The sequence below is a fragment of the Brevibacillus brevis genome (assembly GCF_001039275.2).
GTDB classification, from domain to species: domain Bacteria; phylum Bacillota; class Bacilli; order Brevibacillales; family Brevibacillaceae; genus Brevibacillus; species Brevibacillus brevis_C.
The window spans coordinates 4,089,335-4,111,854 of the sequence record NZ_CP030117.1; the positions used below are offsets into that span (position 1 = coordinate 4,089,335).

Consider the following 22,520-nt stretch of genomic DNA (forward strand, 5'->3'; position numbering starts at 1 on the left):
TGCCGCCTCCGTTATACCTGTATTTACGATGGTTACGCAAGTAAGTTTCATAAATTTATTTTTTTATTGCTACATTATGGCTCGAAAGTAAGTTCGCCCGATTCTACACTTTTCAAGATAAGCTTTGCTTGAAATGGTGTCCCGTCCTGACGTTCAAGCTTCATTTTACCCGTTTTGCCTTTTTCAATGAGTGCTTTAATCTGTGTATCCGTCAGCATACGTCCATAATTCTCTTTCCATATGACGAATTTACAGCCCACGTTGTAATTCGAACAACCGTAGCCTTTGCGTCCCATGAAAATGGAGCCTCCGCAACCCGGTCGTGGACATTTGGTGATGATACTCGAAGTTGTACTCGCGGTCTTTGCTACCGTTCGAGTTGAAGTCTTTGTTGTGGCATTCCTGCCACCTGATCTGCCTGTACTTCGCTCGCCAGCTCGTCCTTTTGTTTTCAAAGCTCCTTTCCGAGTCGTACCCTCACTCTCAAACAAGGTCTTCTCAGCACGAGATTGTACGCGAACCTTTTCGACGATCATCGTAGCGAATTTCTTCACATTCTCCATAAATTGCCCGTCGGAGGCGGTCCCACGGGAGATCTCATTCAAGCGTCGCTCCCAATGCCCCGTCATTTCAGGAGAGGTTAATAGTTCGATACCTGCTCCCCTAATCAATTCGATAACGGTACGCCCTTTTAGGGTAAGTTGAACCCTTTTCCCCTGCATCTCAACGTATCCGACCTTTTTCAGTCGTTCGATAGTAGCGGCACGAGTTGCCGGGGTTCCCAGACCCGATTCTTTCATCGCATCACGCAGTTCCTCGTCCTCGATTTGCTTGCCTGCGCTTTCCATGGCCTTTAGAAGCGTTCCTTCCGTAAAATGCTTGGGCGGCTGTGTTTCTTTCTCTTTTACCATCGCATCCGAGCATACTACGCTGGCATCAGGCTGAATGATAAAAGGCTCGTTCACTTCAATCTCTTCTTTATCCTCTTCTTCTTTGGCCGCACCTTTCCCATTCTTGGGCTTTTCCTTTTGCTGATCGGCATAAATAATCTTCCAGCCGAGACTTTTCCGTTCTTTCACCGACGTTTTAAACCTTTCATTTTCTACATCGGTTATGACCGTATGCATCTTATATTCAGCTGGCGGATAAAACTGTGACAGAAAGCGGCGAACGATCAAATCGTATAATTTCTGCTCATCTGGCGTAAGCCCTGAAGCCTTACGATTTGTCGGCAGGATAGCATGGTGGTCGTCTACTTTTGCTGGATTACATATAAATTTGTTGCCTTTATGAACCAAACTACGGTTTGCACCCTTTACCAGGTCGTCATATCCAGTGCCTTGCAAGGACGACAGGGTGTTGTGCATTTCGGGAATATTTTGCTCTGTCACATAGTTGGAATTCGTCCGCGGATAAGAAATCACCTTGTGTTTTTCATAGAGTGCCTGTGCTACATCCAAGGTTTTCTTGGCGGAAAAGCCGTATTTGCCATTGGCCTCACGTTGCAGCAATGTCAGGTCATACAACTTGAAAGGATACTCCTTCGTATCCTTTACTTCATAGGATGCGATCCGCCCTTGTTTTCCTTTCACTTTTCGAGCCAACATTTCTGCTTTGGATGGATCGGTTAAGCGATCCCCTTGCCAAAGACCTTTGTACGTCCTCTCCCCCTGTGAAAAATGCCCTTCCACTTGATAAAACGTAACCGATGAGAAAGCCTCTATTTGTTTCTGTCGATCATAAATGAGAGCAAGGACGGGTGTCTGTACTCTTCCTACAGAAAGGAGCACGTTATGTTTGGTTGTAAATGCACGTGAGCCATTCATCCCGATTAGCCAATCAGCTTCACTACGCGCTTTTGCTGCTCTTGTTAAGTTTTCATAGGCTGCGGCATCCTTCATCTCCGCAAATCCTTTCCTGATCGTTTCAGGTGTCAAGTCTGAGATCCACAGTCTTTTAACGGGGTGGCTCAATTTTAGATGTCGCTGAATGAGCGAAAAGATGTGTTGACCTTCCCGCCCGGCATCGCATGCATTAATCAGCAGATTACTTCGTTTGGCCAACTGCCCGATCATTTTTAGCTGATCGAATGTTTTCCGATTGGGCACCAGCTTAAATGGATCGGGAATGATAGGAAGATCATTGATGTTCCACTTTTTATATTTTTGGTCGTACGCCTCCGGTTCCGCCAGTTCAATTAAGTGCCCGATTGCCCACGTAATGATGTATTTTTCACCTTCTAAATAGGTGCGGTGATTTTTCGCTTTAGGATCTATTGCGGCGGCAATATTTCGTCCCATGTCAGGCTTTTCCGCAATAATGAGTGTCTTCACCTGTTTATCGCTCCTTTAAAAAAACTCTCAAAGCAAATGTATCGAATACATGCTTCTTTGAAAACCCTATCAAAATATTAATTAGTACTCGACCATATATTTTTTATCTGTGAAAATATAATTATATCCTATAAAAATAAAGACTGACTGCAAGTAATAGCTTGTACTAGAAACGGCAGGCGTTGCATGATCAATACGGGAGACGAATAATAAACCGACTTCCTTGATTCAGATTACTTTGTACTTCAAGGATTCCATTGTGAGAAAGTACATATTGTTTTGCAATGGCAAGACCTAACCCTGTCCCACCGCTGACCCTTGAACGCGCTTCATCGACGCGGTAAAAACGGTCAAACAAGTGTGGCAGGTGCTCAGGGGAAATACCGATACCGGTATCCTGAACAATGACTGTCAAATATTGATCATTCTCATTAAAAAGCCGGAGATAGATGGCTCCTGGGCTCGGCGTAAATCGGATTGCATTGGTAAGCAAATTCACCAAAACCTGTTTGATTCGATTGGCATCCGCGGATATGGTTGTCTGATTGGTCAATACATCTAGTTGAATAGAAATACCTTTTTCTTCCGCGATTTGCTCCATAGCTGCGAGGAGTTTTTTTGCTAGGTCTGCCATATTAGTAGGCTCTTTTTTTAATGGCAATTCTCCTGCTTCTGCTAATGACAATGTTCGCAGATCTTCTACTAATTGGTTTAGCCGAATGAGCTCGTCCTGTAGCGGCAACAATGTCTCGGGCGGTATCATTTTCCCCTGCTGTTGCAGTGAATCCAGCTTCCCTCCAATAATGGTAAGGGGAGTCCTAAGTTCATGTGCGACGTCCGCGGTTAGATTTTGACGTGCCTTTTCAGCTTGCTCTAGTTTTGTTGACATCACATTGATTGCATTCGCAATTTTGCCGTATTCATCGTGCGTGTTTACATTGGTTTGAACGCCAAATTCTCCTTTTCCTAACTGCTCAATCACGGGAAGTAGCGCTCGCAGCGGAGAGGCCAACCAGCGTGATAATTGGTAGGTGATAATAAGAGAGATGAGTATGAGCAACGCACCGCTAACAAGTAAGATGATCACGACGGATATTGGTATGCCAATCATGATTTTATTTAAGTTTGCAACTTCTGGATCATAATAAAAAAATTGACCGACGATTTGCTCATTGATCATGATTTCTTTATGAATACCCAGGTGAGTTATTAACGTTTCAGGTGAGTCTCCCAGATAACAAATGACGTTTTGATTACTGTCCATGACAATGATGCTCGGATTTTCCTGGTGAATATCTTGTAAAAGATTGAACTGTTGAAGCTTATCCCATGAATACTTGTTGTCTAGATAATAGTTCGATAATTTGTTTGTAAGTAATCCAACTTCTTTTCCCCTTGTTTCATTTATGCCCGCGTCAATCGCGTTCTTCACAATAAGATGAGTAAGGGTAATAAATATGATGCTAATCCCCACGACCGTAGAAGTCATTGTCAGGAAAATTTTCCAGTGAAACTTCATGGCTGGTCCCCAAATCGATATCCGAATCCGTATACGGTTTGAATGTATCTTGGATTCGAAATATCGTCCTCTATTTTTTTTCGCAATCGGCTAATATGGGCATCCACTGTTCGCTCCTCGTTAAATAGATCGTCTTCCAATGCAGCCTTTAAAAGCTGAAGACGGCTGTAGACAATACCAGGCTTGTCGGCCAGCGTCAATAAGAGCTTGAATTCCGTAGGCGTCAAACTGATTTCAACTCCACGCTTCCAAACCTGATACTGCGAACGGGAAATGGTTAGGTCGCCTCTTACCAAATGTTCCTCGAACGAGGGGCTGCCATCTATCCTGCGCATCACCGAACGAATGCGCGCCAATAATTCTCGCAATGAAAAGGGTTTTGTCAGGTAATCATCGGCACCGACCTCGAGGCCGACTACCTTATCCATCTCGTCTGCCTTTGCGGTCACCATAATAATGCCGACCCGGCTCTTCTTCCTCAGTTCACGACAGACATCCAGCCCGCTCATACCGGGCATCATCCAATCAAGCACGACCACAACCGGATTTGTTTCTTTCGCTTTAGCCAATGCCTCCGTTCCTGTTCGAGCCGTAACAACCTTGAATCCTTCACTCTGGAGAAATGAACGCATAAACTCAAGGACCTTTTCCTCATCATCCACCAGTAGAATGGTTTGGTCCATCAATCTCCCTGCCTTTCCAAAGCCTCTCTTTCGTTAGTATATCCTATAGAATATAACGCGTCATAAATGTCATGAAAGCCGCAACGGATCGTCATAAGTTCACAACATTTTTTTGTTACGGTTAACGGGAGCTAAGCTGCTCGCTCAAGAGCATTTGGCACTTATATTTGATAGAGGGTGATTACGATGGCATATAGGCTTAGTCAAAAGAAAAAAAGCTTTCTAGTGGCGATACACGTTATTGCAGTTGCTTCCTGGATCGGCGGAACATTGGGGATGATGCTGTTTGGTTTTTATTTACAAAATGCCGCTAATGGTGAACAGCTTGCTTATACATTGGTGAACATGGAGGTAATTGATGAAAATTTGCTTAAGTATCCTGCATTGTTGAGCTTGCTTACCGGCATCATGTTATCTGTGTGGACCCAATGGGGGCTTGTCAAGCACTACTGGGTCATGGTGAAACTTGTCTTGACGATTATGACGATATTGATCGGCATTTTCTTTCTAAACGATTGGACAGCTTCACTTGCCGAAATGGTAGAAAAGATGGGCTTTTCAACCTTGCAAAATCCGGATTTTCAAAATACATGGTTGTCCATCATCATCACGGCAAGCTTCAACTTGTTATGTTTAGTGCTGATGGTCTTTCTTACTTATTTCAAACCATTCGGAAAAACCAAAAAGAAATAGCTGCTCGAATCCAACGGAAAGGAATTGATTTTATATGGCATTATCGAAAGTTCTAAAAGACAACTTTCTTCTCATTCTTGGTCTAGGTGCTTTGGCGCTTATTCGGCCACTCATGAAAATGATCGGGTTCATGAACATAATCGGTCAGCAATTTGGCGCTATTTTGATGACGATCCTTATCTCATTGGCTTGGCTTGTCATCGTCGTAAAGAGAAAAGTCCCCAATCCAATCACCGTTCTTGTTTTTTCTGGTATGAGTTATGCCTTATTCGTAATTATTTTAAGCGGTATCTTATCGCCCATTCTCCTGGGGAATTTGCAAGGCCCTTTGACTAATCCACTTGCAATTGTCAGTGTTTTCATCACCAATGCGATTTGGGGCTTTGTTATAGGAGGAATTGCTAAAGCCACAGGCCGTGTACAGAGGTGCTAGATAAAACCGGCTTATGTTTGTAACGTGATGTTGAAAGGGAGGGAGCAACAAACTTCAAACGAATTTAATACGGATTAATCCCTTCCAAACATAATGACGCTAATAGAAATTAGCCTTGGGAGGTTCTTTTATTCAAAAAATGAAATCAATGGAAAAAAAGTGATAAGTGCCTTTTTGAAAAAACGAGAGGGCTGGATAAAGCTGGGTTAAAGACCTTCAGCCCAGTATTTGGGCATGCGGGAACCAAGGAATTGCCTCAGCTATTGCGTTCTGCCATACTCTACTGCATGCAAGCTCCACAAGTGCACTGGTGTTTACCATCCCAAGGCTCATCGGAGCTAGACCTTTACATGCTATCGTCATATTTAACTAAGGCGTGGTGACCGTAAATATTTATAGGCCATCCCTTACAGGGTGGCCTATAAATTTGCTTGACAATCATGTTTACTTGATTACAAACGCTGTCTCCGCTCATCTATTCTTTCGTTTTCGTCATTTCCCTCATAATCAACATCGAGTTCCAGAACAAGCCTAGCGAGATGACGGGATGTGCCGCTGCCGCGAATCCGATTTTTTCCGAGAAGACAGCCGTCGCGAAGATCAAAAGGGTTAGGCCGATCAGTACCAAATTCTGAATTTTTATGCCCTTGGGCAGTATGGCCGGAAAAGACAATATAAACAACAATACGGGGATAGGCGCGAAGTACATGGCGAAATTACCGTGCATCCTCCATTGAGTCGAATCTACGAACAGCGCGAGTCCAGCCAAGAACACCTGTACCGCGACGCAGATCGAAAAAAGCACGTTCAATATTCTAAAACCTAACCGTGCGTATTGAGCGGCTGCCGGCAGCGAAGAGCTTGTTGCGGCCATTTTGCGTACTTCCATCGTTTCATTCCTCCCTTAGACTGGCCTTTCGGAAACAGCGCGAATGAAGTAGGGGTACGGATCCAATTGAAACTCCCCTTCTTTAGGATCGAGAATCGTCATTCGAATAGGGTGAACTTCCGGAATCTTCATCGAAGGATACCACCCGATGGCCATATCCCCAAGGATGAACATTCCGTGCTCGTCACCGAGCATCTGAAACGTCTTTCCGTCCCCGTTATAAGGCATGACGTCAAATCGAGAATCTAGGCGCTGAATTGCCTCCGATACGCTGCCGCGAAGCGGAAAGCCGATCTCGCTGACATTCAGAATGGATTCGTGATCAAAAGGCTCTGTTGAGGCATTGTCCATTCGATGCCGAGCGATGAGCTCCACCAGATTCCCCGAAGGATCTTCGAAATAGAAGGCATGCGCATCCGTTCCTTCGAAATAAGCGATATCTTCGTTTGCCTGGATTCCTGCGAAGGGAAGGGGCGCAGCGGAAAGCACCTGACAGCCTTTGGCCAGAAGCCAACTTTTCGCTTCGCGAATTTGGTTCTCGGGGATATTCATTGCCAAATGGTAGGACGGCGGTAAGCTTCCCTCCTCCTCGTGAACGAAAGTCAATCGCGTTCCCCCGGTAACGATCGTGATTGAATGTTCCGTTATATCTGCTAAAACAAATCCAAGTCTTTCTGTGTAGAACACCTTCATTTCAGCTAACCGGGTAGTTTTCAGTTCCAATTCGATGATTCTCATCTTACAGCCTCCTCCAGATACTTGAGTTTGTCAGGATTTGCAACTGCATAGATGGAATGAATCCTATTGTCCGAAGCCTCGAACGAGTAAACGTAAGCAATACGTCCGCCGATCATCATTACGATTCCCGGGCTTCCGTTCACCGTCGTGATTATATAGGAATAGTGGCTGTCAGGACGCCCGAACCAATCCATCCATTGCATATAAAACGGAATGACTCGTGACACTCCGACGACGGGCCGCTGTGCAGCCGGCGCCTTGCCACCTCCATCTGTATAATGGACGGCGTCAGGAGACAGCAACTGCAACAGGCTGTTTGCATCGCCCGCGATCACGCTTTGGATGAATTGCCGCACTTGCGTCTCCGTAACGGTGCTCGTTGCTAAGTCCGGCGGTTCATGGCGGATACCTTTCTTGGCCCGATGGAAAATTTGCCTGCAATTGAAGCTGCTTTTCCCCACCATGTTGGCAATTTCATCGTACGGATATTGAAACATTTCCCGCAGGAGAAACACTGCCCGCTCGACCGCGCTTAGCTGTTGCAAAAGCATCAAATAGGCCGTTGAGATCGTTTCCCTTTGTTGATAAATTTCAGAAGGGTCCAAGCTTACGCCTTCAAGATGCACGAGTGGCTCCGGCAACCAGGTCCCCACGTAAACTTCCCGTTGTTTCGCGGACGATTGCAACAGGTTCAGGCAACGGTTCGTTACGATTTTGCACAAGTATGCCTTTTCGTTCCGGATATTTGCGTCCATAGGCAATTGACTCAACGCCAGGAAAGCATCCTGTACGATGTCTTCCGCATCCATGACGCTTCCCAACATTCGATACGCCAGTGAGAACAATAACATCCGATAGGTTTGATATAGTTGTTCCGTGTCCATACAGACCTCCTTTCCGAAATCGTCCGATTAGTGAGCGAGAATATGGAGGGAAGCTCGCTTCGCGCTTGCTGCCGCCCCGCCTGCCAAATATTCACCGTGTGACACCCAATCTCCAGCCACGTACAAGCCCTTGATCTGAGGGACGGCAGGACCCGGATTCTCGACCCGCTTCATATGTGGAAAGTCATGAACGACCGTCATCTTGGGCAAATACTGCTCCGCCACCACTTCTCGTCTCCAACCGGGATGAACGAGATCCATTGCTTGCTCAAGTTGTCTGCGGTCTCCTTGCGCATCGCTTCCTTGCACTTGGAACTTGATCAATTGAAACACTTGAACGTCATCGTTCTCGCTGAGCTCTAGCCCTTTGATTCGTGATTGGTTGATCATAAGGACCGGTTGATCGATGCCGTAGACGAATTGATGCTGTGGTACAGGAAGTCGACGGAGCCCAATATCCAAACAAGCGGCCGTGATCGGAATGGCCTGCTGCTCCCACGTCTGCAACGAAGTCAGTTCGACAGATGGAACCAGCCTGCTCGCTATCTGCGGCGATGTCGTCAGGATCACGTAGGGAACCTCAATCGTTTCGCCATTCTCGCAGCGAACTCGTTGCACCCGTCCGACATCATGCTCAACGATGTTGACTTTCCTACCTGTAGCCACTACCACGCCCAGCCGACGTGCTTCCGAACACATTTCCTCGATCAGGGATCCCCAGCCTTTCTTCAAATAATACACTCCCGTGATGGAACGTTGCATCTGTCTGAACAAGGGTCCCGCCACTTGTAAATCCGGAGCTTGCACGTATGTTCCTCCTCGGGCCAGTACGTACAGAAGATGACGTACCATCGGGCTTCCCACGTGCTCCTCCATCCAGTCGCGCAGACTCATGTGTGGAATCGTGGCCGTGTCAAGTTTGAGGATCTTCAAGAGGATGGCTCCGAACCTGTATTTGTCCGCCACCGTTAACAAGGGAGTCTTAAGCAGCGAACTGACCGCAGCCGGAAAAGGGTGCACCTGCTCTTTCCAAATTCCGTACGGGGTGAACTCGTCGACTTTTCGAAAAATATCCGGATTTAAGTTTAATTCCCGGAAAATGTCGTACGCATCCCCGGCATAGAGTGCATGCGAACCCAAATTGAAGCGTATTCCGTCCTTCTTGTTCGTGATTGCCCTTCCCCCCATCTGATTCTGACTTTCCAAAACTACGACGCGTTTTCTTCCTCTTGCTAAATAAAGAGCTGCGGTCAGTCCGGCAATACCTCCACCAACAACGGCCACATCATACTTTGCAACCATTCGAAGAAACCTCCTTCATGTGCTGTCATTAAACAAGACAGGAAGGAGGTCGAAGATGTGACAAAGTGGGAAGAACCGTATTACAAATAGTGGTAAGGTGGAAAGTGGAGATAACTATTGACAGGTCAACAGTCGGAAACTAACATTTTGTGCAAAAAAGTACTGTCATCACAGAGCATAAGAAGACAGGATTTGGGTTCCTAGAGTCAGTATCATTTAAATTGGGAGTTGAACCTTATGGCATTGGTCGAATCATTGCAGAAGGCAATCGATTACATGGAAGAACATTTGCTAGAGCAACTGACGATTAAAGTGATTTCCAAACAGGCGAATCTATCTCCTTTTCATTTTCAACGCACCTTTATGATATTGACAGATTTAACTGTCGGTGATTACCTCCGGCGACGCCGTTTAACGTTAGCGGCACAAGAGTTAACCAGCACGGTATGTAAAATTATCGACCTTGCCTATAAGTACGGCTATGAAACTCCCGAAGCTTTTTCAAAAGCTTTCCGTAAACAGCATGGCATTACTCCAAGTGAAGCTCGAAAAGGGATCGGAAAGCTGCAATCTTATAACCGCCTGACGATTCAGGTGAGTTTGAAAGGAGCAGAACCCATGAACTACCGCATTGTTGAAAGAGAGGCTTTCCAGGTAGTAGGCGTAAAACGGATATTTCCTTGCGGCGAGAAGGCGGAAGGTCCGGGTATTCCAGAATTTTGGGCTGAAGTGAATATAAACGGAACGGCCAACCAGTTGATTCAAATGCTCAACGGTGAGATAAAAGGTTTATTGGGGATGAGCATCTATAAAGAAGAGATAAGCACGACTGATTACTGGATTGCTGCTGAACATGTCGGAGATGTGCCGGAAGGTTTCGCGTATTTTGATTTCCCTCCATCGAAATGGGTAGTTTTTGAGGTGCAGGGGGAATTTCCGACCTCAATTGTAAATACTTGGAAACAGATCTATTTGGAATGGATCCCTTCTAACGGATATATGCTTGCTGAACTTCCGGCTATAGAGGCTTATATTAGTCCCGATCTCAATAGTCCGAATTCCACGAATGAAATCTGGCTTGCCGTTAAATAATTGAAGCAGAGACCACCGATCCAGATTGCATGGCGGTGGTTTTTACAAGTTTGTAATTGAGTTTTACCACGAGGGAGAAGTAATAATAGGGTTAGAAAGTTCAAAAATCCAAACATAAAGGCAGCCTTAACGATGGGCTGCCTTTTCTACGCTAACGGGTAGAATAGCATAATGATATTTAAGGTTTATAACACGGTATGAGAATCTACATAAGAATACTAATAGCTAGTCGACCCCCAAATCATCTAGACTCGCTGTATACTCACCGGTTTTATCGAGTTCAATCAAACTCACGTTAACTTTTTTAATCTTTAGGATCTATTGCGGCGGCAATATTTCGTCCCATGTCAGGCTTTTCCGCAATAATGAGTGTCTTCAAATCATAATCGCTCCTTCTAAAACTCTCTAAGCAAATCTACCTATCATCTTCTGCCATGATCATAACGTTTTAAGTATTCTCGTTCTGGCTGCGACAGCCCACTCGATTTTTGTCAATACCTGGCAGTACGCTTCACTCATCTCTGCTACATTTGCTGTCTCCTCTGCTTGAGTCAGCACACGCCATACGTCACTCTTGCTTTTATACCAATCTAACTCCTTTGGCGGATCATGGTGCACAGGTCTCCAAACTTGACGCAGCGTTGGGGAAAACATCCGTTTTGCCTCTGAGCGTAGCTGACAGTTCATTAGTTTTACCTGATAAGGCTTGCCAGGATCTGTATTATTCACATCGTGAAAGAGATGGGGCCAATAATCTTTTCGCGAACCTGTGTGTGGCTGTTCCAATGCCCAAGTGTACGCTGCCTCCTGCCTTTTCTGGCCCCCGAATAGCAGACTGTACAGCCTTTTTCCCAAGCTGATTCTCTCTAATAAAGAGGCAAAATGAAACACTCGCTCACCCGCGAGCTGCAAGGAGCTTCCCTGTTCATCAGCCACTGTCCGATGGGGAAACAAGATCATATTCAGTTGCAAAAGCTCCTGTAGGGCAAACGGGATTGTGCGGACAACTGAATTTTGATAGGCCGGTTCTTTCATGACCTGTTCTTCCAAGTAGTTTTGTTCATTGATAATCAAGCCAATGGTGAGCAGCTCTTTGTCGGTGGTCTTCCAGAAATGATTCCAGATCGCCTGCATGAAAGTAGAGACGCCCAGATGAGGAAGTATATAAAAAAGGTTGGTCTGTCGCCTCACACTCTCTTCATACAGTAACAATTGAGGGTACGCATCGTGAAAAATCAGCCAGTTTCCCCGCTCCAAAAACGAAAAATAATCCTGCTGCTCTTTTGTTCGTAGCAAGCGAGGCAATAATTCTCCCCGCAAATCGGTCATACTCCATCCCGCATTACGCGATACGAGATGGGCCAATAGCGCCCAATGAATTTGTGGATGCTTTTGATAAAACGACAAATAGGCGCGCGTTCTGTCTATGTTGTCACGGTTGTGGGCGAGCGTCTCCTGCCTAATCTGCTCTACCGTCTTTTGATCTTGTGCTGGCAATGGTGCTGCTGTCGCCGTACGGACTTTCCCCAGATTTTTGGCAAGCGGCAAGCGAGATGCGTATTGGTACCACGAGAAACCCACCGATGCTCTTCCCCCTCTCTTCCTCAGGCGACGTATTTTATCGGGAGGTGAATGAGTTGCGTGAAGTCCAGCAAGAAATTAACCGCATTCAAGCCTTTTTGTTACAGCGCCAACAAGAGGATGGCACTTGGCGCTTTTGTCTGGAAAGCTCACCAATGACAGATTCTCACATGATCATCCTATTGCGCACGCTGGGTATTCATGATGAGCGTTTGATGGAGAAGCTCACTGCTCACATCACGTCTCTCCAACACGATAATGGGGCATGGAAGCTGTACCCTGACGAGCATGAAGGCCATCTATCTACGACGATTGATTCGTATTACGCCCTTCTGCTATCAGGCAAATACACGAAGGACGAACCGAGAATGGCTCTGGCTCGCTCGTTTATTTTGGAAAAGGGTGGGCTGACACAAGCGAACATGCTGACCAAATTCTCTACAGCCTTGACCGGCCAATACCAGTGGCCACCGCATTTTCTCGTTCCCGTCGAGATTGCTCTATTGCCCCCGAGCTTCCCTGTCAGCTTTTATGATTTTGTCGGGTACGCACGAGTCCATCTTGCCCCCATGATGATTGTGGCTGATCGCAAATATGTAAAAAAGCCTGACGATGCGCCAGACTTGTCCGATCTGTATGCAGATACACCTATCACTCGCGGGCTATATCCACATCGATTCTTAGAGAATTTCCTCCAAGAGGGGCAAGCGTTCCTCGCCACCATTCACGATTCCTTACAGCGTCTCCCCTTTTTACCCGGGCAACTGCACAAGCTCGCCCTACGGCGCCTGGAACAATACATCCTTGCGCGAATCGAGCCGGACGGTACTCTGTACAATTATTCGACCTCCACCTTATTCATGATTTTTGCGTTACTTGCTCGCGGTTATTCTCCGAAAGACCCTCTCATCCAAAAAGCGATGCAGGGCCTTACGAATAGTGTCTACGATTATGAAAACGGCGCACATTTGCAGTTAGCTACCTCAGCCGTCTGGGACACGGCACTCTTGGCTTCTTCTCTGCAAAAAAGCGGACTTTCTACCACACATCCCGCGATTCAAAAAGCAAATCGTTACCTGCTCCAAAAGCAGCAGCATACGTACGGTGACTGGAAAATTCGCAATCCAAATGGAAAGCCTGGCGGTTGGGGCTTTTCTGACTATAACACCATGAACCCGGATATTGATGATACGACGGCTGCTCTGCGCTCTCTGCGCCATCTTGCCCGTACGGATATCACAACAGCAGCCGCTTGGAATCGCGGTCTCGAATGGCTATTATCCATGCAAAACGACGATGGGGGCTGGCCTGCTTTTGAACGAAATACTGATGCTGATTTCATTCGCCACCTGCCGATCGAAGGAGCCGATACCGTCAGTACAGATCCCTCCTCTGCCGATTTGACAGGGAGGACTTTGGAATTTTTTGGAAACTATGCCGACCGAACATTGACTGACCCCCATGTAGAAAAAGGAGTCCGCTGGCTTCTCAAACATCAAGAGTCCGACGGCTCCTGGTATGGACGTTGGGGAATTGCTTACCTATATGGTACATGGGCTGCGATTACCGGACTGATGGCGATTGGCTTTTCCCCTACGGATCCCGCCATTCAAAAAGCGGTTGCGTGGCTGGTTGCCAACCAAAATCCCGACGGCGGCTGGGGAGAATCTTGCCAAAGCGATCAGAAAAAAACGTACGTCCCCCTCGGAGCAAGTACTCCCTCGCAGACAGCATGGGCAACCGATGCATTAATAGCCGTATCATCAAACCCGACACCAGAGCTTCAACGAGGGATTCGCTATTTGCTCACTCACAATCAAGCAAATGACTGGACAACTCGCTACCCGACTGGCGGGGGACGTCCTGGCGGCACTTACTTTGCTTATCACAGCTATCGTTGGATTTGGCCGTTGCTGGCTCTCAGCCACTACCAGACGAAATACGCGAACACGTAAAAAACACCTCTACCCTCTTCGCAAACCAAGGTCTAACGGCTGGAGAGGGACCTGGGGGGAATAAATCACGGCGTGTGGCGGCGTATCAAATATAGAGTAGCAAGACAGGACATCGGTGTCCCCAATCAGCACAATCGACGACTTATTTACGCCACCAAAGCTGAAATCACCGACGTCTATTTTTTTATTCGTCACCTTCATATTCATGGAACTTTTTCTCCTTTTCCTAAAACTCGCGCCTATCTATACATCGTATGCTGCTCACATGAGTTCGGTCGCAAAAACAGGTATGAACACCCACTGGCCTACGACATACAATACAGAGAGGATCTCTCCCAAAAGGATGTGCCGAACATGCCAGCATTCGTTGGAGTCATCAATGTAAACAACGTGGGCGGCGTTTTCAATGTCGGAGACGTCCGTAAAATCGCACCTACCACTTATGCCAAAACCTTCGCGGGTGGAGGATCATTCAATTCTGGTACCAATCTGTCCTTTAAAATTCCACGTAGCGTCGTCTACGTCAATGAACAATCCGATAATGATATTCCGCTTTTTGTAGAAGAAACGAACGATTTCAGGGCAAAGGGACGAGATTTCGCATGAATTTTTTTGTGACGCAACATATCGTCATCAATTCACTCAAGATCGAAGGCATAAGCAACTCTTCGGTGTGCCAAATAGGAAGCGCAGGGATTATCAAGCCCGTTTCCAAGCTGTACAACACCGGCGGATTCACAGAGCCAGCACCACAGGTGGGACCTCTACCCTCAACCGGTGCGGAAGAATTCGTGCCCCTCATTCCATTGGTTCAGCCTTCACCTGTTCGCTCTGGCACTCTTAGATGAAGAAGGATGGTCGTCATGTACATGGATCCCGAAATGATGCAGTATATTCAACAGTTACATGACTATATACAATTGCAAAACGATAAGATCGAGAAATTGAAGCAAATGATTGAACAGCTTCAGCAAGATGTAAATGATCTCAAGGAAAAACAGATTCCTTCCGTCATCAAAAACGAGTACAAATTCGACCTGCTAAAAGTTGAGCGACTGGAAGGGACTCTCAATATCGGTTTAAACCCGAAAGGAAATGATGCAGGAATCGGTGATTTTTCCATCAATCAATCGATGGATGTCCCTAATCCGCACCAAAGCAATGCCCCACTTTTTGACCGTGTCCAGAAAGAAATTTATCAATACTTAGAGCAAGATGCCTACCTCGTTCTTGAAAGAATCGAAACAGAGTGCAACTATCCACTGGATAACAATTATCGTGCCTTTATCTTGGATGACATTAAAAAGCAGATCGATCAACGGATTAGGTATTACCTGAGCGAGCTCCCTACCGATGAACTAGAACCAGAGCAGCTCGATGCTTTCGTGCAAAATACGGTCCAAAAAGTGAAACGGGATATCAACAAGACCTGCGAAACATTCGTGAAAAATTTGCCTCGTGAGGTGAACGAACCATGATGAGGTATCAAGTGATTAACGAAGCCATTTGTGTAAAGAAGGTCTCTGTCAGTGCTCTCACTTCTGCCGCTTCCTTGTTTATTGGGGACACACAGACAGTAGACCTCAGAGCGATTTATGAAACGCCACCCGAAAAAATGATTGTCGGAGCCACGATCCCGATTGATACTGCGCTGCCTGCTTCATAAGGAGGGTTGTCACCATGTACCGAAGGACCAGTCATGTCCGTAAGCTGGATGTTCTCTCGGTCGATACCTCATCTGTTCTGCAAATAGGTGATTCGCGGCAGATTGATGCTGTCGCAAACATATTAGCTGTCCAACGCGAGCAGGCCATCTTCTATGAAAATGAATTTATGTTTGAGAATTACTCGGCCTTTTCCGTTCCTTTAACTCCCCCTAGTCTCTCAGATCCGATTTGCATCGATACGTTCCACGACTGCCCGTACATTTTCATCCGAAAAGTGGAAGTCCCTTTCTTAGCAGGATCCTCCGTTGTCCATGTTGGTTCGAACGAATCCATAAAACTCGAAACACGAGTCGTAAATATTCGTCACATTTTCCGAGAAGAGCCAAAAACTGGAGGGAGGGGGTAAGCTGTGCCTTCTGTCATTGGAGCTGTCAATATCAATAATAATTCGGGTACAGTTAACTTCGGAGATACGCTCAACATATCGCCAAAAACAGCCGCCAAGACATTCTCCGGTTCAGGAGGCGGCAACACAGGTAACGTCGTCAACACGCTCAATGGTGTCAACGCAACGAATACACTGGACCCCAATGTCGTCGATCAACCGATGTTTGGGAACATCTAATCCCGGCAGTGTTAATGTCTTTCCATTGACACTGTTTTTATTTTGGCTGAAAACGAAACAAAAAAGGAGGCACGAGGCCCCCTGACTACAATATTTCAATATACCCCTCTGTTCCATTCACGCGAATTCGTTGCCCGTCTTTTATCAGAGTGGTAGCATTTTCCACACCGACAACTGCTGGCAAGCCATATTCACGCGCGATAACTGCCCCATGGGTCATCAGTCCACCCACTTCGGTGACCAGACCTTTTATGGATACAAACAACGGTGTCCAGCCAGGGTCCGTAAAGGAGGTGACTAATATATCTCCCTCTTCAAGATCAGCATCTTCCATGTTTAAGATGACTCGTGCTCGCCCCTCTATAACTCCGGAAGAAACAGGTAGACTTACAATCGCATTGGCAGGCAGATTTTCTCTTTTGTACTCACCTGCAATGATTTCACCATCTGACGTGATTACACGTGGGGGAGTCAATTTTTCAAAAAACTTGTAATCGTCTTTTCGCTTGCTGATGATCTCATCATCCAATTTGTTTGTGCGTACGACCTCGTGAAGTTCTTCAAAAGTGAGATAGTATATATCTTCTTTGTCATGAATAACGCGATCTTGTACGAGTCGTTCGGCTTCTTTTAGTAAAGCCTGCTTATAAGCGAAGTAGCGATTCACCATGCCGTATTTTGGATATTCCCTAAACCCGATGAAATTCCGGATGAGGTCGATCATTTGTTTTGTTTCTTTTGCTTTTTGTTCACCATCCGGTAATTGCTTCAATCGCTCTACTAACTCTTGTTCTTTTTCCAAGGCTTCCTGTCGCCCATGCTCAAATTTCCGATTGCCAGCATTCGGCTCAAAGTTTTTGATGTTACCTAGAATCATCGGGACAAGTGTCATTGGCTTTTCACTCCAACGAGTTCTCGTAAGATCGATTTCTCCGGCACATCTCATTCCGTATTTCGTGAGATAAGCATAGATTGCGTCTTTCGTTTCCTGGCCACCTTCAAGCTGAACCAGTTCATCCAAAAAGTTATCTTCTTTTACATGCTGTAAAAAATCAATTACTTCTGGATAAGGACGAACGACATCTGCAACATCCATTAGCGCCAGCCCCATTTCCGAAGTAATATTGTTTGGCACAGATTGAGAAAGCGTGTCTGCTACGTTTTTTTCCCCCAACCACTCATTCATTTTTTCGTTGATCCATTTTGAAGCATTCATAGCAGCCGTTATTACACCGATGTTTTGTGGATCAAATAAAATCTTCTTTAATTGCTGGATGTCTTCTCGAATAAAATCAAACAAATCCGGTCCTGATTTCGTTTGGATGTTATGCTTCAACTCTTCGATCGATATTTGCATGCGCTTAATCAAATCAGAAACAATTGTCGGATCGTTTTCGAATTGTTCTTGAAAACCCAAAGCCGACATACCTGGATTGCTTTGACCGGGACTCTGCTCTTTTTTATCGTTTGGTAACAATTGTATAAAATCTCCTCGCTCTATTACGGTCATAAGCGCGTCTTTTATAAGCGGATCGGATTGTCCCAAAGTATCTAATATGAGTTGTCTGCTGTCAGGTGAAGCGAGCATATTTGTAACATCAACAAACAACCTTCCACCCGCTTTGCGCATAGGTGCAGGAGTCGTTAACAGGAAAAAAGACAGTCCCAATGGTTTCATGGGGTCAGTCATCATTTGTTGATGGCCAACAGATACATAGACGTGATTATCTGGATCATTCGCTTCAGGGATGGGGTATAAAGTCGTAATTGGACGACTCTGGACAATATAAAAAGTGTCATCAACCAAACACCATTCGATATCTTGTGGGCAACCAAAATAAGCTTCGATCTGTCTTCCAATGCGTGCCAGTTGTAAAATTTGTTGTTCAGTAAGTGTTTGGGTCTTTTGCTGATCAGGATCAATCTGCTGTGTCTCTGTTCCGCCTTCTTTTCGTCCATAGATAGCCAAACTTTTGGTTGCTATCCTCTTATCGACGATTTCCCCTTCCTGTACTTTATAACAATCAGCAGATACCAGGCCTGAAACCAGTGCCTCTCCAAGTCCATAACTGGCGTCGATGGATAGCAACTTCCGATTAGATGTAATGGGATCAGCGGTAAATAAAATCCCGGAAGCCTGTGAGAAAACCATTTTTTGAACGATAACCGATAAATAAACGTGACTGTGGTCAAATCCATTTTGCATCCGGTAGATTACCGCACGATCCGTAAATAGGGAAGCCCAACATTTGCTGATGTGCTGCAAAATGGCTTCTTTGCCGATGATATTTAAATAGGTGTCTTGTTGTCCTGCGAAAGAGGCATGTGGTAAATCTTCAGCAGTGGCACTAGAACGCACTGCATAAGCATGCTCCTCTCCGAATTGGGAGAGATAATGCGTAACGGCTTTCACAACATCGGAAGGAATTTCTACTTCCATAATGATTTGTCGAATCTTCCTGCAGATTTCACCAATTTGATCTCGATCTTGTACGTTTAGCATCGTTAGTTGCGCCAACAAAGCATGATACGCTTCGTTTTGTTCGATGGCTTTTTGATAACCTACTGTTGTCACACAAAATCCTTCCGGCACTTGTATTCCTTGAATTTTTGACAATTCCCCCAAATGTAACCCTTTTCCGCCAACGAGCAAAAGCTGCGTTTTATCCATTTCCTGAAAACCGAGAACCAATGAACTCATTCAATATCTCTCCTAACCATTAAATTGAGAAAAAACATTTGACAAGAGTTCGCCAGCATGATACGATTAAAGTGTAAGATGCGATATTTATGACTACATAAATAAAACAGTCGTGATTTGATTATATCATCGTGTCTGTTTATGTGCAATAAAAAAGAACCTGGTAGAAATACTCAGGTTCTTTTTTGATTTTTCCAGTACCACCCTGCTTTTACAAGCTCGCTTTAAATGTTGTTTTTCGTTCGTTCGCAGCTCCATCACGCATCAAATAGATTTCTAACACCCCATCCTGATACTGGGCCCTCATCCCTTTTGAACGAACAGAAACCGGTAGAGCCAGCTTGCGATAAAAGGGGCCGTAGCTTCGTTCCCCTTGCGTACGAAGCCCCTGGTGCTCACTTTCTTTGATGATCCCTTTGATCTCCAGCAACCGTTGGTCGGAGAGAGTAATCTCCAAACTATCGCGATCGAAGCCCGGCAGTTCACAGGAAACAATGACCATTTGCTCTGATTGGAAGATATCCGAGACGGGGGAAAAATGCGAATCGTCTACCTGCCCGAAACGCATCGATTTTTCCTTCGTCTTTTTTTTCCCCTTTTTCACGGGTGGTACATTTGGCGCGGCGGCGGTGGCCGTCTTTTGTGCTGCTTGCTTGTTGAGCGTCGCAATATTCTCCCAAAAATTCGTATCCAGCATTTGTCCCATCTGGCTCAATGCTTTCCATGGATGATCTGGGTCAAAGCCGAGCTTGGACAAACTTTCGGATGCTTTTTGCAACTGTTTCATGGTCTCTTGCAGGTTTTTCATCACTTCCGCACTCCCTTCCCAGCAAAGGCAAGACTGTCTATGTACAATAGAATATGTGCTTTTGCCTGGGGGGTGTGCTCATGATCATCCAGTTTGCCCTACATCAGCACTATCTGTCGCTGGTGCAGGCGGAGCCAAAATATCTGGTGGTGGCATGTTGCTGTCCGTTGGCTCAGGATGGGATTGGCCGACATTTCCATCTGGTACACTCGGCGATGTTACAGGCTCCTGTGTTGGTTCTGGAGCCGTATTTGGTGGTGGTGTGGCTGGTTTTTGTGTTTTTGGCTGCTCTTTTGTACCTGTCGTGGGCTTGGGATTGGGAGCTGACGTTCTCTTCTCCGCTTTCATTTCGACCTTGGCTACTTCTGCTACGGCTGCATCACTGAGCTGTTCGCTCGATCCAGCTACACCCACTTCTGTTTGCAGGGCAGTTCGAACAGCTTGCATGTTCTCCCTCGGCCACAAGGAATAAGGAGAGCTCCAGATCGCCCCATTATCCAAAGTAACCATGTTGCTTGACGAAAAGCTGGCAAAATCGAGTGCCAATCCTTTAATTTGGTCTGTCGAGAGATCGGTTTTGATATGCTTACCAACGGTATCCAGCACAGCTGTCAAACTCGTTAATCCATCCATCGACATGCTCTTTTCTGCCACGGCACGAATCACCTGCTGCTGTCTACGGTTGCGATCGAAGTCGCTCGAGTTGTAAGCGTCTCCACGTCTGTCGATGCGATGACGGACGAAGCCGAGTGCCTGCTCTCCGTTCAATACTTGTTTCCCTTTTTTCAAATTACGGTATACCCCTTGCTTCGGCAATTCATATACGAGATCGCGATCTACGTCAACCGTAATCCCGCCCAGCTTGTCAATGACCGCTGTGAAGCCCTCAAAGTCAAGCTGCACGTAATGCTCAACCGAGATTCCCAGCATGTGATTCAATGTTTTTTTGAGCATCGTCATGCCATTTTCTGTAACAGGCTTTCCTTTGATTTCCGCATCTTTCCTGATATTTTCCCCTAATGCAAATACTTCATTGACCTTGTGGTAGCCAGGATAGCCTGGGATTTGAACGCGGGTATCACGAGGCAACGATACCATGCTCAGCTTTTGCGTAACCGGATTGGCGACTGCGACGACGAGAACATCCGTGTTCAACATGCCGATGTTTTTGCGCGTATCCACCCCGACGATGACAAAGGCGATTGATTTCTTTTGTTCGTACGGCTTTTCTACTACAGGTTGATCCGGCAGCTTGTAAGGGTCTTCCGTTACGATGTCCAGTGTCTTGTTAAACTGGTTGAGGGCGAAGCCTGCTCCTACAGCCAACAAACAGAGGAACAAGCAACCCGCCAAGAGCAGATACATCCGCTTGCTTCGCTGGCCACGCTTGATCCGTTTACGCGGCTGTTTTGCAGGAGCTTGAGGCTTGTCATTCTTGGCTTGCACGTTCGGTTCACTCCTTTTTTAAATCACAGGGTCCATAGTGCTTTGGGCTTTTCATTTTCAATATATTCTGGAAAACTTTCGTCCCATTTTACCACAAAATGCCGTCAAAATGTAGAATCCTGCCGATTCAACTCGAGCGGTTTTCCCTCTGAGTTCTTGCACTTGCGAATCGAAACAGGTAGTCTAAAAATGAGGAAAATCAGATAGATGAATAAGGGAATCGGAGGGACTTGAGAGTGGAACACATACAGGTGCTGATCGTAGGTGGCGGCATCGCAGGGTTGTCCGCAGCAATATGGTGCCAACGATTAGGTCTTTCTTGTCTTCTTATCGAAAAAACGGATCGACTCGGCGGCCAACTGCATCACATTTACAACGAGATTACCGACTTTCCGCCCCTTGTATATGACCAGGGAGCTGCCCTTGTAAAGGTACTGATTGCACATCCTTTCATCCAGCAGCCAAACATACGATTGAACGAAGCCATTCTTTCCATTGATCGGGAGACGAAACAGGTAATCACTTCGAAATCCGTTTATCGTGTCGACTATCTACTCATCGCCACAGGAGTCGGCTGGAATGAAATACCGGCCCTCGCTGATTGTTCGAACGTCCTGTCGCCTTGGTTTTCTACAACTGCCCAAGCGCACACCATCGCCGGGCAAGACATCGCCGTGATTGGCGGAGGAGATCGTGCATTAGAGAGTGCAGCAAATTTGAGCTTTCATGCCCGACAAGTCTATCTGTTGGTTCGGAGCAATGAGTGGCGTGCTCGTCCCGAATGGCAAAAGAAAATCACAGGCCTCCCCAACATCCAAGTCCTGTGGGAAACACAAGTAAGTGACTATCAGGACGAAGAGGCACGGACGGTTCTGACACTCATCTCTACGCGCGCAGATAATCCAGAGACGATCGTAGTCGATTGGATTCTGCCGCGAATTGGTGTTCATGGAAACACAGCGGGTCTCGAGGGCTTGGACACGTTTGGCGATGACTATTTGCAAACGGATTCGTATCAACGCGTCAACTCTCCATGGATTTACGCAGTCGGAGATGTGAGCAACGGAGCCGCTTATGCGAGTTTGTCACTGGCAACTGGTCAAGCGATGAAGGCGGTCAAGCATATTTCCTTGCAAATCCAAAATAACAGATCAATGAGCCTGTAGAAGGA

At 46.2% G+C, this 22,520-nt stretch carries 23 protein-coding genes; 11 read left to right on the plus strand and 12 right to left on the minus strand.

Annotation, left to right across the window (positions count from 1 at the left end; translation table 11 throughout):
- Window positions 1–74 precede the first annotated feature (74 nt).
- The 3 genes from AB432_RS19610 to AB432_RS19620 all read right to left on the minus strand — a co-directional run bounded on the left by AB432_RS19610 (window position 75) and on the right by AB432_RS19620 (window position 4,535).
- Complete coding sequence (locus tag AB432_RS19610; protein WP_048033711.1) at window positions 75–2,333, minus strand: type IA DNA topoisomerase; 2,259 nt, start codon at window positions 2,331–2,333, stop codon at window positions 75–77.
- A 190-nt stretch (window positions 2,334–2,523) separates the two neighbouring features.
- Window positions 2,524–3,852, minus strand: a complete 1,329-nt coding sequence (locus tag AB432_RS19615) for a sensor histidine kinase (protein ID WP_048033712.1) — start codon at window positions 3,850–3,852, stop codon at window positions 2,524–2,526.
- On the minus strand, window positions 3,849–4,535 hold the full coding sequence (locus tag AB432_RS19620) for a response regulator (protein WP_048033713.1): 687 nt from the start codon (window positions 4,533–4,535) through the stop codon (window positions 3,849–3,851). Before AB432_RS19620 ends, AB432_RS19615 begins: the two co-directional genes overlap by 4 nt.
- Window positions 4,536–4,721: 186 nt before the next feature.
- Here AB432_RS19620 and AB432_RS19625 point away from each other — a divergent pair, with 186 nt between their 5' ends.
- Both AB432_RS19625 and AB432_RS19630 read left to right on the plus strand, forming a co-directional pair.
- Window positions 4,722–5,228: a DUF2269 family protein gene (locus tag AB432_RS19625; protein ID WP_048033714.1), complete on the plus strand. Its 507-nt coding sequence runs from the start codon at window positions 4,722–4,724 to the stop codon at window positions 5,226–5,228.
- A 34-nt stretch (window positions 5,229–5,262) separates the two neighbouring features.
- Window positions 5,263–5,661, plus strand: coding sequence for a hypothetical protein (locus tag AB432_RS19630; RefSeq protein ID WP_048033715.1), 399 nt, complete (start codon window positions 5,263–5,265; stop codon window positions 5,659–5,661).
- Between the two features lie 475 nt (window positions 5,662–6,136).
- Here the strand turns inward: AB432_RS19630 and AB432_RS19635 are convergent, their stop codons facing one another.
- From AB432_RS19635 to AB432_RS19650, 4 genes are read right to left on the minus strand one after another with little or no spacing between them, the layout of a single operon-like run.
- Window positions 6,137–6,550, minus strand: coding sequence for a DUF6220 domain-containing protein (locus AB432_RS19635; RefSeq protein ID WP_048033716.1), 414 nt, complete (start codon window positions 6,548–6,550; stop codon window positions 6,137–6,139).
- A gap of 15 nt (window positions 6,551–6,565) precedes the next feature.
- Window positions 6,566–7,288: a VOC family protein gene (locus AB432_RS19640; protein ID WP_048033717.1), complete on the minus strand. Its 723-nt coding sequence runs from the start codon at window positions 7,286–7,288 to the stop codon at window positions 6,566–6,568.
- Window positions 7,285–8,172, minus strand: a complete 888-nt coding sequence (locus AB432_RS19645) for an RNA polymerase sigma-70 factor (RefSeq protein WP_048033718.1) — start codon at window positions 8,170–8,172, stop codon at window positions 7,285–7,287. Before AB432_RS19645 ends, AB432_RS19640 begins: the two co-directional genes overlap by 4 nt.
- 27 nt (window positions 8,173–8,199) lie before the next feature.
- A complete protein-coding gene (locus tag AB432_RS19650) occupies window positions 8,200–9,474 on the minus strand; it encodes a phytoene desaturase family protein (protein ID WP_048033719.1) in 1,275 nt (424 codons plus the stop codon).
- A 237-nt stretch (window positions 9,475–9,711) separates the two neighbouring features.
- On the opposite strand from AB432_RS19650, the gene AB432_RS19655 reads away from it, so the two are divergent.
- A complete protein-coding gene (locus AB432_RS19655) occupies window positions 9,712–10,566 on the plus strand; it encodes an AraC family transcriptional regulator (protein ID WP_048033720.1) in 855 nt (284 codons plus the stop codon).
- 438 nt (window positions 10,567–11,004) lie between these two features.
- On the opposite strand, the gene AB432_RS19660 is transcribed toward AB432_RS19655, so the two are convergent.
- Window positions 11,005–12,147, minus strand: a complete 1,143-nt coding sequence (locus AB432_RS19660) for a DUF2515 domain-containing protein (protein ID WP_048033721.1) — start codon at window positions 12,145–12,147, stop codon at window positions 11,005–11,007.
- Between AB432_RS19660 and shc the strand changes: the two genes are divergently transcribed.
- On the plus strand, window positions 12,120–14,102 hold the full coding sequence (gene shc, locus AB432_RS19665; RefSeq protein WP_048033722.1) for a squalene--hopene cyclase: 1,983 nt from the start codon (window positions 12,120–12,122) through the stop codon (window positions 14,100–14,102). The genes AB432_RS19660 and shc overlap by 28 nt on opposite strands.
- Window positions 14,103–14,111: 9 nt before the next feature.
- On the opposite strand, the gene AB432_RS19670 is transcribed toward shc, so the two are convergent.
- Window positions 14,112–14,309 carry a hypothetical protein gene (locus AB432_RS19670; RefSeq protein WP_048033723.1) on the minus strand — a complete coding sequence of 66 codons (198 nt, stop codon included), beginning with the start codon at window positions 14,307–14,309 and terminating at the stop codon, window positions 14,112–14,114.
- A 147-nt stretch (window positions 14,310–14,456) separates the two neighbouring features.
- Between AB432_RS19670 and AB432_RS19675 the strand changes: the two genes are divergently transcribed.
- From AB432_RS19675 to AB432_RS19700, 6 genes are read left to right on the plus strand one after another with little or no spacing between them, the layout of a single operon-like run.
- Entirely contained in the window at window positions 14,457–14,708 is a 252-nt protein-coding gene (locus AB432_RS19675) for a spore germination protein (RefSeq protein ID WP_016740748.1), read from the plus strand.
- Entirely contained in the window at window positions 14,705–14,950 is a 246-nt protein-coding gene (locus AB432_RS19680) for a spore germination protein GerPB (protein ID WP_048033724.1), read from the plus strand. Before AB432_RS19675 ends, AB432_RS19680 begins: the two co-directional genes overlap by 4 nt.
- 15 nt (window positions 14,951–14,965) lie before the next feature.
- Window positions 14,966–15,580, plus strand: a complete 615-nt coding sequence (locus AB432_RS19685; RefSeq protein WP_048033725.1) for a spore germination protein GerPC — start codon at window positions 14,966–14,968, stop codon at window positions 15,578–15,580.
- Window positions 15,577–15,768, plus strand: a complete 192-nt coding sequence (locus AB432_RS30560; protein WP_053079609.1) for a hypothetical protein — start codon at window positions 15,577–15,579, stop codon at window positions 15,766–15,768. Before AB432_RS19685 ends, AB432_RS30560 begins: the two co-directional genes overlap by 4 nt.
- A 14-nt stretch (window positions 15,769–15,782) precedes the next feature.
- Window positions 15,783–16,175: a spore germination protein GerPE gene (locus AB432_RS19695; RefSeq protein ID WP_048033726.1), complete on the plus strand. Its 393-nt coding sequence runs from the start codon at window positions 15,783–15,785 to the stop codon at window positions 16,173–16,175.
- Window positions 16,176–16,178: 3 nt separating this feature from the next.
- Window positions 16,179–16,394 (plus strand): spore germination protein, encoded by a 216-nt coding sequence (locus AB432_RS19700; protein ID WP_007717765.1) that lies wholly within the window; start codon window positions 16,179–16,181, stop codon window positions 16,392–16,394.
- Between the two features lie 85 nt (window positions 16,395–16,479).
- Here the strand turns inward: AB432_RS19700 and ppsA are convergent, their stop codons facing one another.
- The 3 genes from ppsA to AB432_RS19715 form a co-directional block, all read right to left on the minus strand.
- Window positions 16,480–19,095 carry a phosphoenolpyruvate synthase gene (gene ppsA / locus AB432_RS19705; RefSeq protein WP_048033727.1) on the minus strand — a complete coding sequence of 872 codons (2,616 nt, stop codon included), beginning with the start codon at window positions 19,093–19,095 and terminating at the stop codon, window positions 16,480–16,482.
- Between the two features lie 211 nt (window positions 19,096–19,306).
- Entirely contained in the window at window positions 19,307–19,903 is a 597-nt protein-coding gene (locus AB432_RS19710) for an Hsp20/alpha crystallin family protein (protein ID WP_048033728.1), read from the minus strand.
- An 84-nt stretch (window positions 19,904–19,987) separates the two neighbouring features.
- On the minus strand, window positions 19,988–21,349 hold the full coding sequence (locus AB432_RS19715) for an LCP family protein (protein ID WP_048033729.1): 1,362 nt from the start codon (window positions 21,347–21,349) through the stop codon (window positions 19,988–19,990).
- A gap of 236 nt (window positions 21,350–21,585) precedes the next feature.
- Here AB432_RS19715 and AB432_RS19720 point away from each other — a divergent pair, with 236 nt between their 5' ends.
- Entirely contained in the window at window positions 21,586–22,515 is a 930-nt protein-coding gene (locus AB432_RS19720; RefSeq protein ID WP_048033730.1) for an NAD(P)/FAD-dependent oxidoreductase, read from the plus strand.
- Window positions 22,516–22,520 lie beyond the last annotated feature (5 nt).

Excerpts from the sequence above, each read along its gene's own strand:
- AB432_RS19615 (WP_048033712.1), bottom strand. The coding sequence starts at position 3,852 with ATGAAGTTTCACTGGAAAATTTTCCTGACAATGACTTCTACGGTCGTG.
- AB432_RS19620 (WP_048033713.1), bottom strand. The coding sequence starts at position 4,535 with ATGGACCAAACCATTCTACTGGTGGATGATGAGGAAAAGGTCCTTGAG.
- AB432_RS19625 (WP_048033714.1), top strand. The coding sequence starts at position 4,722 with ATGGCATATAGGCTTAGTCAAAAGAAAAAAAGCTTTCTAGTGGCGATA.
- AB432_RS19630 (WP_048033715.1), top strand. The coding sequence starts at position 5,263 with ATGGCATTATCGAAAGTTCTAAAAGACAACTTTCTTCTCATTCTTGGT.
- AB432_RS19635 (WP_048033716.1), bottom strand. The coding sequence starts at position 6,550 with ATGGAAGTACGCAAAATGGCCGCAACAAGCTCTTCGCTGCCGGCAGCC.
- AB432_RS19640 (WP_048033717.1), bottom strand. The coding sequence starts at position 7,288 with ATGAGAATCATCGAATTGGAACTGAAAACTACCCGGTTAGCTGAAATG.
- AB432_RS19645 (WP_048033718.1), bottom strand. The coding sequence starts at position 8,172 with ATGGACACGGAACAACTATATCAAACCTATCGGATGTTATTGTTCTCA.
- AB432_RS19650 (WP_048033719.1), bottom strand. The coding sequence starts at position 9,474 with ATGGTTGCAAAGTATGATGTGGCCGTTGTTGGTGGAGGTATTGCCGGA.
- AB432_RS19655 (WP_048033720.1), top strand. The coding sequence starts at position 9,712 with ATGGCATTGGTCGAATCATTGCAGAAGGCAATCGATTACATGGAAGAA.
- shc (WP_048033722.1), top strand. The coding sequence starts at position 12,120 with ATGCGTATTGGTACCACGAGAAACCCACCGATGCTCTTCCCCCTCTCT.
- AB432_RS19670 (WP_048033723.1), bottom strand. The coding sequence starts at position 14,309 with ATGAATATGAAGGTGACGAATAAAAAAATAGACGTCGGTGATTTCAGC.
- AB432_RS19675 (WP_016740748.1), top strand. The coding sequence starts at position 14,457 with ATGCCAGCATTCGTTGGAGTCATCAATGTAAACAACGTGGGCGGCGTT.
- AB432_RS19680 (WP_048033724.1), top strand. The coding sequence starts at position 14,705 with ATGAATTTTTTTGTGACGCAACATATCGTCATCAATTCACTCAAGATC.
- AB432_RS19685 (WP_048033725.1), top strand. The coding sequence starts at position 14,966 with ATGTACATGGATCCCGAAATGATGCAGTATATTCAACAGTTACATGAC.
- AB432_RS30560 (WP_053079609.1), top strand. The coding sequence starts at position 15,577 with ATGATGAGGTATCAAGTGATTAACGAAGCCATTTGTGTAAAGAAGGTC.
- AB432_RS19695 (WP_048033726.1), top strand. The coding sequence starts at position 15,783 with ATGTACCGAAGGACCAGTCATGTCCGTAAGCTGGATGTTCTCTCGGTC.
- ppsA (WP_048033727.1), bottom strand. The coding sequence starts at position 19,095 with ATGAGTTCATTGGTTCTCGGTTTTCAGGAAATGGATAAAACGCAGCTT.
- AB432_RS19710 (WP_048033728.1), bottom strand. The coding sequence starts at position 19,903 with ATGAAAAACCTGCAAGAGACCATGAAACAGTTGCAAAAAGCATCCGAA.